Origin of the sequence: Mariprofundus erugo, assembly GCF_005818865.1 — a bacterium.
GTDB classification, from domain to species: Bacteria; Pseudomonadota; Zetaproteobacteria; order Mariprofundales; family Mariprofundaceae; genus Mariprofundus; species Mariprofundus erugo.
In genome coordinates, this window is record NZ_VBRY01000001.1 from 123,745 (window position 1) to 135,671 (window position 11,927).

The window sequence follows — 11,927 nt, forward strand, 5'->3', positions numbered from 1 at the left end:
GGCAGTGCCTGGGGCAGACAGTCAATTCGAGGAGAACATGATATGTGCGGTATTGTAGGTGTTCTGGATCGTACCGGGGGAGCTGTTTCTCCGGTATCGATCCGGCGCATGTCCGATCAGATTATCCATCGGGGCCCGGATGATAGCGGCCTGTTTACTGATGGGCCTGTCGGGCTGGGGCACAGGCGATTGTCCATTATTGATTTGTCTGCAGCAGGCCATCAACCGTTAGCCACAGCGGATGGACGCTACGTGATGGTGTATAACGGAGAGGTCTACAACTTTCAGGAGTTGCGGGTAGAACTCGAATCTCTTGGTTGGCAATTTCACTCCAGTACAGATTCTGAGGTGGTTCTTAAAGCTTATGCCCAGTGGGGGAAAGACTCACTGGGCCGTTTTAACGGGATGTTCGCATTCGCTGTCTGGGACAAGCTGGAGAAGACCCTGTTTCTGGCGCGCGACCGATATGGCATCAAACCGTTATATTATGCAACAGTAGCCGGTAAGTTTCTATTCGGCTCTGAAATCAAGGCGTTGATGGGGCATCCTTCCTTTTCGTCGGAAATTGATGTGGAAGGATTGCTCGAGTATTTTACATTCCAGAATTTTCTCAGCGATCGTACTTTGCATAAAGGAGTGAAGCTTCTGCCTGCCGGTTGCTGTATGTCAATAGAGCTCGGACGTTCCGGTGAGACCGGGGTGTTGAGTCGATACTGGGACTACCATTTCGAAGAGCCTGAGCAGCCTCTGGATGATCAGGAGTATATCGAAGAGCTGGATCGTTTGTTCCAGCAGGCTGTGCGTCGTCAGCTGGTTGCGGATGTCGATGTGGGTTCCTATTTGAGTGGTGGGATGGATTCCGGCTCTATCACGGCAATTGCAGCCAAAGAATTACCATATATGCGTACCTTTACTTGCGGGTTTGATATGAGTTCTGCCTCAGGAATGGAGCTGGGCTTTGATGAACGACGTGAAGCCGAACACATGTCCTACCTGTTTAAAACCGAGCATTATGAAATGGTGCTTAAGGCCGGGGATATGGAACGCATTATGCCGAAACTGGTGTGGCACCTGGAGGAGCCGCGGGTCGGACAGAGCTACCCCAATTTCTATGCAGCCCAGCTGGCCGGAAAATTCGGCAAGGTTGTGTTGTCGGGTGCCGGTGGAGATGAGATGTTTGGCGGATATCCATGGCGTTATTATCGTGCTGTGGTGAACGACGACTTTGAGCACTATATCGATAAATATTATGATTACTGGCAGCGTCTCATTCCAAACGGCATGATGAAGAAAGTATTTGCTCCTGTTTGGGACCAGGTGAAGCATGTGTCGACCCGAGATATATTCAGGGATGTATTTTCCACTCATAGTGCGAGTCTTTGTCGCCCCGAGGATTATGTGAATCACTCCCTCTATTTTGAGGCAAAGACGTTTTTACACGGACTTCTGGTTGTGGAGGATAAGATATCCATGGCCCACTCTCTGGAAACGAGAGTCCCATTCCTGGACAATGATCTGGTCGATTTCGCGATGAAGGTGCCAACTCGTTTGAAGCTGGGGCATCTGTCAGATGTTGTCAGGATCAATGAAAATGAGCCGGGCAGCAAAACAGCGAAGTATTTTCAGAAAACAAAGGATGGCAAACTATTGCTCAGGCAAATGATGCAGCGCCATGTCCCCAGAGAAGTTTCCGAGCGTGAGAAGCAAGGATTCTCAGCGCCGGATGCCAGCTGGTTTAAAGGTGAAAGCATCGACTATGTGAAACGTAAAATTTGCCATGGTCAGGCTGATATCTATCAATATATGGACAGAAACGTTGTTCAGGCACTGGTTGATGATCATCTCGAAGGCAGGGAAAACAGGCGCCTGTTGATCTGGTCATTGATTAATGCCGAAAAGTGGTGTGAACAATTCGGGGCTGGTAAATCGAGGGTTAGTGAATGAGCGGCTTAAATCGAAAGAAAAAGCCGTTTGTTACCGTCCGTGATTTTTATTCGATCGTTTCCACTCATTACGAATTGATATGGGATTTGGCCAAGCGTGAAACAGGTGAGAGATATGCTGGTCAGATCTTAGGCAGAATATGGCCTGTGCTGCATCCGCTGATGATGATGGCAATTTATGTTTTTATATTTTCATTTGTATTCAAGGTAAAAATCGGCTCCGAACATGAACTTCCGCTTGATTATACTGCCTATATATTGTCCGGACTTATTCCCTGGCTTGTTTTTCAGGAAGTCATGGCCAAATCTACCGGCGTCATTGTGGCGAATGCGAATTTGGTCAAGCAGGTTGTCTTTCCGGTTGAGGTTCTTCCAGTTAAAAGCGTGTTAAGTTCGATGCTGCCTCTGGTCGTGTCTTTAACGGTTCTTCTGTTATACGTTTTGTTTGTATCAGGCGGGCTTCCATGGACTTATGTATTGCTTCCCGTTGTGGTGGCGCTGGCCGTCATTCTGATGCTCGGGGTGGCCTTTCTGCTGTCAGGCGTGGGGACCTATTTTCGTGATATTAAAGATATAGTTCAGGTGTTGACGGTTATTAATATGTATTTGATGCCAATATTTTATTTGCCGATGTGGGTGCCGGAAATATTCAAACCGATCATATACATAAATCCATTTAGCCCCATGATCTGGTGTTTTCAGGATGCTTTATATTATGGGCACTTTGAGCACCCATGGGCGTGGATGGTTTTCAGTGTTGAATCATTATTGGTATTTATCCTTGGATTCACACTTTTCAGACGATTTAAGACAATGTTTGGGAATGTGTTGTGATGGCATTAGATCAGGGAAAAGACGTTGCTCAGGCGACTGCTACAGGTGCTTCTGCAATCCATGTGAAAAACCTTGGCAAGAGCTTTAAGCTCTATGACAGACCGTCTGCACTGTTGCGAGAGCTGATCACCGGTCGTAAACATCATGCCGAGTATCACGCATTGACAGGGGTTTCCTTTGATGTCGGGCACGGCGAAGTTGTCGGCGTTTTGGGCCGAAACGGTGCAGGTAAAAGTACTTTATTGAAAATTGTCGCTGGCGTGCTGGACCATGATGAGGGCGATATCAAGGTGAATGGCAGGGTTGCTGCATTACTGGAGCTGGGATCCGGCTTCAGCCCTGAATACACAGGCAGAAATAATGTTCTGTTTGGTGGTATGTGTCTTGGTATGAAAAAAGAGGAAGTACTGGCCAAGATGGACTCCATTATCGAGTTCGCTGAACTGGGTGATGTCATTGACCAACCATTTAAGACCTACTCTTCAGGCATGAAGGCCAGGTTGACCTTTGCGACGGCAATCAGTGTCGATGCTGAGATATTAATCATTGATGAGGCGCTCTCTGTCGGAGATGCACTGTTTGCCGAAAAGTGCTTTAAACGAATCAAGGAAATTGCCGAAAGTGGTGCAACGATCTTTTTTGTCACCCATAGTTTGGGGCAGATTTATGAGTTGTGTGACCGTGCGATCCTTTTGGATCGGGGAAAGTTGCTCTGTGATGGATTACCTCGATATGTCGGTCACGAATATGAAACGTTGCTGGCAAGGGACAGAAGTAAAACAGCTGGTAAGACCTTGCAGGAAACGGTGTTGTCGAGAGGACTTATAAAGCAGGAGCAAGCAGATAAACTTGATGCATATGTCCGGGTGATTTCCCTGGTTGATGAGGATGGTTTTGAAGCAACCACGCTTCACTACGGAGAACGCTACAAGGTGATGATTCAGGTGCAGTTTAATAAGCACCTGCCAAGGGCTGGTGTTTCTTTCAGGGTTGAGACGCCTTCAGGAATGACTGTTTTTGGTGATGCAACAGCATTTCATGAGGTTGAGCTTTCTGGTGCTGCGGGGCAAACAGGTCATTATGCATTCAGCTTCAGGAATGTTCTTGCCCCTGGAAACTATCTGGTGGGTGGCGGCGTTGTTGAGCTCATTGAGGATGCATTTAACGTTCTTCATGTTGTCAGAGGCAATACCCTTCTGACAGCAACTGGTCGTCCGGTGACTGGAATGGTGGATTTGGGCTGCGAATTTGAAGAGGTCAAAAAGCAAACCGACAATGGCTGATTATTCGAATCCAAATATCTTTTTTGTGGTGGGATGCGGGCGCTCGGGGACCACGTCCCTGTGCAGGCTTCTGGACTCTGCAACTAATGCCGAATGTTTGCTGGAGCCATCTCCCAATCTGAATCGTGAAAGTCGTGACATGATGGAGGGGCGCTATGATCGTCCTTTCCAGCTCATTGCTGAAACGGTGCTTCAAAGGGCCGCTGCTGTGCTCGATAAAGGCCTTATCTACGGTGAGAAAAATGTTACGTTAGGCCCTTTTATTCCGCATCTGCACAAGCTGAGCAAATGCAGATTTGTCTATGTGCACCGGGATGGGCGAGATGTTGTACGCTCTTTTATTGACTGGCATAACCGGATGTTCGGTACCATCTATCGTGAGTGCCATGAAATAGGTGATTTGAGTGAACGGGCGAAAAAATCTCAGGCTTCACTGCCCATAGAGCTTGATAGTTCTGACTATTCCAGACCACGCCCCGGGCTCGACGATATCTGGTTTGATCAGTGGGAAAAGTTTACCCGCCTTGAGATGTGCGCCTGGTATTGGTCCAGAATTAATGATCTATACCTGGATCAGCTTGAGGCATTGCCGGAAAATGAGTGGATCTCAATTAACTATACCTCTCCGGAACCTTCTGATTTGCTTAGGGTGACTGAGTTTCTTGGGTTAAATGGGCTTACTTCTGACGATATCAAATGCCAGCTTGGTAAGAGAGTGAACTCTTTGAAAGACAGGATTGATGAGGGAAATAATTTTCCTCGTTGGCCGGACTGGACACCCATCGACAGGGTCCGGTTTGAGAATATAGCGGCCCGAACCATGCAACGGTTGGGGCACTATCCCACGGAGTATGTGCGCTATTGCCCGCCCAATTACGGTGAATGGTGGAAGCAGAATGAAGGCGGTTTGGACTGGTATACGTGGATGTACGATAGTCGTCTGGTTGCCCATAATGACTTTCAATATTTTGTTCAATGTTTGGATCAAGCCGGGCATAAGGTTGAATCATTGCTGGATGTGGGGTGCGGTCTGGCCGTTGGATATGCCGATGTTTTTTCCGAACGGCGCTATGTTGGTATGGATTTGAGCGGCAAAGAGGCGGAATGGTGTCGCCAGAATCGCCCGAATTCAAAGCACGCGTACATTACCGGTGACATCATTGTCAATATTCCCGATGAAAAGTTCGATGTGGTTTTCTCTCAAGGGACGATTGACAATTCATACGATATGGATGCCATGCTTAAGTCAATGGTTGCCTGCTCTAGCGGCTGGATTTATTTGACTGCGTACCGTGGTTGGTTTCCAGAGTTGTCAGAGCACCGGTATTCATGGGATGAGAGTACGACCTGTTTTTATAATGATATTTCAGTGTCGGCAGTGTGTCGCACTTTGCAGGCACTAGGGTGTGTCGAAATTTCGGTGTCTCCTTTGGATATGGGGATCCGTGAGAACAACCCTATTCGATATGAAACCAGAATTGTTGCGCGTGTGGCAGCAGGTGAGAGTGGCAGGTGAGTTTTCTCGATCGATGGTTTCGAAGAGCCAAGCCTTATAAGGTTATGTTGCATAGCCTCTCACGAGAGGAGATCACAGGCCGTTGCCGGGCAGTGGCGCATTCGTATAAGGAGCAGGGGGTTGCCACTCCTTTCGCTGTTTATCGGCAGATTGTGGATGCTCTGGTTGTCACCCCCGGGTTTGATGTTCGGCCCATGAGCCAGTTGATGGCTCCGGTGGATGAAGAAAAGGTTGTTATCTCACTTCGCCATGATTTGGATGGAGACATTGTCACTGGTGTTAGAGCAGCCAGATACCTTGCAAGAAAAGGGCTGCCAGGAAGTTTCTATCTTCTGCATACATCCCATTATTACGGGGTTGTAGAGAATAATGTGTTTCACCGCTTTGCCGGGTTAGAGTCTTTTGTTGCCGAATTGATAGCCACAGGCTGCGAGCTTGGTTTACATTGCGACCCTTTATATCTCTATTGCGTCCACAATATCAATGGGGCTGAAGCAGTGAGGTCTGAAATCGCTTGGTTAGGCTCATTAGGAGTAAAGGTTTCCGGTACTGTTGCTCATAACTCTGCCATTGTTTTCGGTGCTGAAAACTTCGAGGTATTTCAAAATAAAAGTATTGGTGGTCGTCGATCATTTACTTATAAGGGGAAAAATTTTCCCCTCCATGTTTTGGATGAGGCGAAGCTCGGGTTGACATACGAGGGAAACTACCCGGTTCTTCCAGAAAGTCTCGACTCTGACAAGGTGGCAGAGTACCTGAGACTGTCAACGAGTGATTGCGTCAGAAACATGGAGTGGTTGCGCTATTATTTTTTGGATAACCCATTCTTCGGCCGTGGATATGATGTCGATATATGGTTGTTAGGGTGTGATGCATGGGTGATAGCTAAACGAGGGAAGGGTGCCGAGGTGTTGTGGCCTGTGAAAACCAAGGATGTTCTCGCATATCTTGAGCAACTTGGTGGAGGGGTGCGCGTCGTTATATGTGTTCATCCTGAATATATCTCTGGAGATTAGCTGATGTACGATTTCGAAATTAGGGAGCGGGATGATGAAAATGAAGCTGCGAAGAGCTATCAACGAAATTATCATGGGTATCCAATAATGGAATATTGGGATAGTGAGTTCTATGAGTTAGTAAAAGCCCATTATAAGCCGGGGGATCGAATCCTGGATCTGGGATGCGGTCCTGCATCGTTGTGGCCCTATTGGCACCAACTTACTGATGTTGGTCACCTCGCCGGTGTCGATCTGTCAGATGGAATGATCGCAGAAGCAATGGCTGCATTTCCGAATGGTGAATTTAAAGTGGGGAGAGTTCACGAGATTCCCTACCCGTCCGGTTCATTTGATATTGTAATTGCATCATCAGTGTTGCATCACGTCCCTGACTCTCATCTTGATGGTGCGATGAAAGAGATCATGCGTGTCATGTCTGAGCACGGCCTGCTGATTGGCCGGGAGCCAATCGGGCAGGATGAGCAGATTGCCGCTGAGTCCGGCTGGCTGTCCGGCGCATTGATGAATTTCAGACATTTGGTTTACAGGTTGACACATACGCGTGAAGTGGTTGAGCCTGAACTGGGTGACCATCATCATGCATATCAGCAGAAAGTATTTTTGGAACATTTGCAGAAATACCTGTGTCTGACTACATATTCTCAGCGTTTCCCTATATCGAATTTTGTCGCCCGCGTTACGGATGTACGAATTGCTGAGATTATGAAAAAGCTCGATGACATCCAGGCTGGTAAGGCCGGGTCCATGTTCTACTACTCAGCATCAAAAAATTATGTGGAAGCTAAGGATGTTGAATATTGTATTGACAGGGAGCTGGAGGGTAAAGGTATTGATTTGAGTCAGGATAAGGAGTTTTTGGCCTACTTGAAAGTGGCCTCTACTGAGATTGAACGATACTTGTCTAAAAATAGTTGAGAGGTTCACCTATGGATGCCCAAAAGCCTGTGTCTGATGAGCTTCAGGGGGCGAATTGGCTGTATGAAAATGCAGCGGAGTGGCATGAACAGTTCCGTTCTGAGCATGGTCGCCCTTTTCGTGTGTTGCATATAGGAAATTTGGCAAATAACGCATACCTCAATTCGAAAATGTTGCGGAACATGGGCGTTGAGAGTGATGTGTTGTGTTGTGATTACTACCATGTGATGGGCTGTCCTGAGTGGGAGGATGCAGATGTTATTGGTGATTGGTCCGATGATTTTGCACCGAAGTGGCATTCGGTTGATTTAAACGGTTTTTCCCGGCCGGAGTGGTTTGTTCAGGGGCCGATTGTTGAATGTCTTGAATATTTGAGGTTGGCAAATTCGCAGAGCAATCCGGGTGTGGAAAAACTCAGAGAGTACCTCGAGTATAAGTCCGGGCTCAGAGTGACCTATGCAGTTGATGCCGGCCCGGTGGAACCTCAGCTCCCTCTTGCCGGGAGTCCAAGGGAAGTCCCGGTCGGTTTTTTGATGCGAATATTGAAACGGCTGATCAGACTTGTTCGAGCAGATAGTCATCAGACTCAGTCCGAACCTGTTCAGGCTGAGCAGATTCAACCTGCTCATGCACCGGATCTTGCTGCAGAAACTATGATGCGAATGATGAGCAGGTCGGAACAGCTGTTGTCGGGGCGCAATACCGGTTTGCAAGAAACGGACTTGATTGGCTATTGCGGGATACTGGCGCAGCTTGCAGAAGTGTTTGCGCATTATGACTTAATCCATGGCTATGCAAACGCGGGTATATACCCGTTGTTGGTAGATAAGCAATATGTTGCATATGAACATGGCACTATTCGTAAAACGCCTTTTGAGGAAACTTCGCAAGGGCGGTTGTGTGAGCTGGTCTATAAGTCGGCCAATATGGTTGCCATTACGAACTGTGATGCGATCAGCGCTGTGAAGAAGTTGGCAATATCAAACTTCGAGTTTATCCCCCACCCGATTAATGAGGATTGGTTGGTGGAGGATGAGAAATCTATAAGATTAAGGGCGCACATCCGTTCACAAGCGAATGCAGATTTTGTTGTGTTTCACCCTTCACGGCAGCACTGGGACGAGCAGCGGAATCCTAATATGGAAAAAGGAAACGATTTCTTTATTAATGGGTTCGCCCGGTTTGTTCGCGAAGTCAATCCGTCAGCTGCGTGTGTGATGGTTGAGTGGGGTGAAATGCTGGAAAAAAGCAAGAAGCTGATTGCTGATTTAGGAATTTCAGATCGAATTATATGGGTGAAGACCCTGCCAAACAGAGAAATGGTTCGGTATATTATGGCTACAGATGCATTGGCGGATCAGTTTTTCCTGGGAGCATTTGGTAGCACTACGCCTAAAGCTTTGGCGTTGGGTAAGCCGGTTTTTTTATATCTGAACGAAGATGTGCATCGATGGTGTTTTGAGGAAATGCCACCGGTTTTAAATGTGCAGACATCAATGGAAATATTCGAGGGGTTACAGAGTCTCTATCGAGATCAAAAATTATATAACGATATTTCAGCTGGAAGTCGCTCATGGTATCAGAAATATCACTCCAATCACGTTATTACGGAGAAGCTTTGTCATATTTATCAGCGTGCGTTGTGAAGTGGGTAGGAGGGTTCCATAAAGGGGGGGCTGATGCGAGGTGAATCATTGTCACCAACCTGGATAAACGAGTTCAAACTAAAAAAAGGCCGTCCTCTGAGGGTTTTGCACGTCGGAAATATTGCCAACAATGCTTACAATAATGCCAAGGTGCAGCGCCAGAGGGGAATTGATGCGGATGTTATATGTCATGATTATTACCACATCATGGGGTGCCCTGAGTGGGAGGATGCCGACTTTTCCGGCGAGTTCGGCGATCCATTTAGGCCGCAATGGTATCAATGTGATTTGAATCGTTTTGAGCGCCCCGACTGGTTTGCCCAGGGGGCGTTCGTCAATTGTGCAAACTACCTGCTAAGCAAGGGCGACGGAGATACAGTTCAGGCTGCGCGACTCTGGCGGGTGTTATCAGTCGAAAATGGATTGATTGATCCATCTGCAGGTGCCGTTGGCCACATGGGTGGTGCGGAGCTAAACAGAGCGCTCGCTGTCAGGGGGATGATGGCGTTGGCCAGAAAAATCCTGCCCCGACCAGTGAAGAGGATTTTACACCAGCTTCTGATTCGCGTGACTCTGAGGGCTGCCCCTTCCCTGGATCGGGCTTATGATCTGGTATTGCGATTCAGGGCAGAATTTCCGGCTAGATTAGCGGAAAAGGGAGCTGGATTAAGTATTGCCGATATAGCTCCATGGATGGGTAATATAAGAGAGTGGCAGAAGTTATTCAGTCAATATGATGTCATCCAGGCCTATGCCACTTATCCCATATTGCCGATTCTTGCGGGTTATAAAAATTTTGCGGCCTATGAGCATGGAACTATTCGTGAAATCCCGTTCGAGAATAATGCCCAGGGACGTCTTTGTGCCATCAGTTACAAGCTTTCTCCCGTCGTTTTTATTACCAACAGTGATAATCTGATTGCCGCCGGGCGGCTCGGGTTGCAGCAGGATCAGGTTATCTGTTTGCCGCATGCATTCGATAATGAAAAACTGTTTCGCTTTGCGAGAGAAAACGCTGGCAGTTTTGTGCCGCCGGTGGATCATGTGGTGTTTTTTTCGCCGTCGCGCCAGCACTGGAAGGATCGCGATCCCTCGATGGCAAAAGGCAATGATGCCATCTTTTATGCTGCGAAAGAGTTGCTTGCAGAAGGCTACAATTTCCGTCTCGAGCTGGTCGAGTGGGGGCGGGATGTGGAGTGCTCTAAAGAGCTGATCCGGCAGTTGGGAATCGATAAGGCCGTTGTCTGGGTCAAACCGATGAAGAAGCGGCAGTTGTGGGCTAAGTACCTGTCTGTTCATGCCGTGATTGATCAGTTTTTGCTGCCCGCTCTTGGCGGGGTCGGGTTTGAAACCATGGCTTTGGGTAGAAGGTTGCTCACAGCAATGGACATGGAGTTGGCAGTAAGGTTTTTCGGAGCATCGCCGCCATTGTTTGATGTGCGGGATGTGGCTTCGACAATAGTTGCTATGCGTCGAGTGCTTGAGGACCCGCAGGATCAGCAGAGAATAGGTGATGATGCCAGAGAGTGGATAAACAGCTACCATTCCGCCGACAGAGTTTGTCGGATACAGGTAGATGCGTATCGCAGGATATTAGAAACCGTGGAGGTTGCCAGTGCGTGAAAAATTATTGGAGGTGTTGAATGAGAGGTTTTCCGATGAGGAAGCATTCACGCTGAAGGTCTTTGAATCCACTGACGGGCATGTGAACGAAGGAGTGCTTCAGTCCTCTGAAGGTGTCCATTGGTACCCGATTGTTGATGGAGTGCCCTGCTTTTTACAAGGCGAATTGCAGCCTGATTTTTCTGAGTTTGCAGCAAGGCACGGTTTAACACTTTCATCTGGTCAGCAGGCCCAGGTTTGTGCCCGACGTCAGGAGCAGTCGAAAACCAATGAAACCTTTTCAGATAAATGGCGGAAATTCAAGAACTACGGTCATGAGGCCGAACACAAGGATTTTCTCTTTGGCTGGTATTGCAAGAAGCTTGGTGTCGCAAATGTGGATGAACTGAAAGCGTTTTATCACGGAAAAGGACGAGTCCTGGAAGTGGGGCCTGGCTCCGGTTTTAATACACGCTTTATTGCTGAAAACTGTCCTGGTGAGGTGTTTGCACTGGATGTTTCGGAAGCAGCCGATACCACGTATCACAATACAAAGGATCTGGCTAATTGCGCCGTGGTGAAAGCCGACTTGATGGAGGCGCCATTCGCGGATAACTATTTCGACTTTATCATTGCAGATGGCGTGTTGCATCATACGCCAAACACCAAAGATGCTGTATTTGCCCTGTTCAACAAGGTGAAACCGGGGGGGCAGTTTTTCTTTTATATCTACCGCAAGATGGGGGCTGCCAGACAGTTTTGTGATAGCTACATCCGCGAGTCATATACACAGATGGCGCCTGAAGCATGTTATGCCGCCTGCGAAGGGCTTACCGAGCTTGGGCGTGAACTCAGTAAACTGAATGCCAAAATCACCCTTGAGAAGCCGGTTGATGTTTTGGGGATCCCGGCAGGAACGCATGATGTGCAGCGACTGATCTATTATAATTTTGTCAAATGCTTCTGGAATGACAGCTTTGATTATGAAACCAATAATATGGTGAATTTCGACTGGTACCATCCTCACAATGCCTGGCAGCATACTGAGGACGAAGTTGTGACGTGGATGGAGGAGCTGGGCGTTTCGGAATATAGCTTTCATGATTCGAATCCGAACGGAATTTCCGTTCTGTTGACTAAGCCCTGATTCGATAATGGCAGGAGGGAGG

The 11,927-nt window shown here is 47.8% G+C and carries 9 protein-coding genes; all 9 read left to right on the top strand.

Annotation, left to right across the window (positions count from 1 at the left end; translation table 11 throughout):
- Positions 1-42 precede the first annotated feature (42 nt).
- The 9 genes from asnB to FEF65_RS00650 are packed head-to-tail and all read left to right on the top strand — an operon-like array spanning position 43 to position 11,905.
- Positions 43-1,944, top strand: a complete 1,902-nt coding sequence (asnB, locus tag FEF65_RS00610) for an asparagine synthase (glutamine-hydrolyzing) (protein ID WP_138237846.1) — start codon at positions 43-45, stop codon at positions 1,942-1,944.
- Positions 1,941-2,777 carry an ABC transporter permease gene (locus FEF65_RS00615; RefSeq protein ID WP_138237847.1) on the top strand — a complete coding sequence of 279 codons (837 nt, stop codon included), beginning with the start codon at positions 1,941-1,943 and terminating at the stop codon, positions 2,775-2,777. Before asnB ends, FEF65_RS00615 begins: the two co-directional genes overlap by 4 nt.
- Positions 2,777-4,060: an ABC transporter ATP-binding protein gene (locus FEF65_RS00620; protein ID WP_138237848.1), complete on the top strand. Its 1,284-nt coding sequence runs from the start codon at positions 2,777-2,779 to the stop codon at positions 4,058-4,060. Before FEF65_RS00615 ends, FEF65_RS00620 begins: the two co-directional genes overlap by 1 nt.
- Complete coding sequence (locus FEF65_RS00625) at positions 4,053-5,576, top strand: methyltransferase domain-containing protein (protein WP_138237849.1); 1,524 nt, start codon at positions 4,053-4,055, stop codon at positions 5,574-5,576. The genes FEF65_RS00620 and FEF65_RS00625 overlap by 8 nt, the downstream gene beginning before the upstream one ends.
- Positions 5,573-6,592, top strand: coding sequence for a hypothetical protein (locus tag FEF65_RS00630; RefSeq protein WP_138237850.1), 1,020 nt, complete (start codon positions 5,573-5,575; stop codon positions 6,590-6,592). Before FEF65_RS00625 ends, FEF65_RS00630 begins: the two co-directional genes overlap by 4 nt.
- Positions 6,593-6,595: 3 nt before the next feature.
- A complete protein-coding gene (locus FEF65_RS00635; protein WP_138237851.1) occupies positions 6,596-7,510 on the top strand; it encodes a class I SAM-dependent methyltransferase in 915 nt (304 codons plus the stop codon).
- Positions 7,511-7,521: 11 nt separating this feature from the next.
- Complete coding sequence (locus FEF65_RS00640) at positions 7,522-9,156, top strand: glycosyltransferase (protein WP_138237852.1); 1,635 nt, start codon at positions 7,522-7,524, stop codon at positions 9,154-9,156.
- A 33-nt stretch (positions 9,157-9,189) separates the two neighbouring features.
- Positions 9,190-10,779 (top strand): glycosyltransferase family protein, encoded by a 1,590-nt coding sequence (locus FEF65_RS00645; RefSeq protein WP_138237853.1) that lies wholly within the window; start codon positions 9,190-9,192, stop codon positions 10,777-10,779.
- The gene (locus FEF65_RS00650) at positions 10,772-11,905 is read left to right on the top strand and encodes a class I SAM-dependent methyltransferase (protein WP_161595138.1); all 1,134 of its coding nucleotides are present in this window, start codon (positions 10,772-10,774) and stop codon (positions 11,903-11,905) included. Before FEF65_RS00645 ends, FEF65_RS00650 begins: the two co-directional genes overlap by 8 nt.
- The last annotated feature ends 22 nt before the right edge of the window (positions 11,906-11,927 follow it).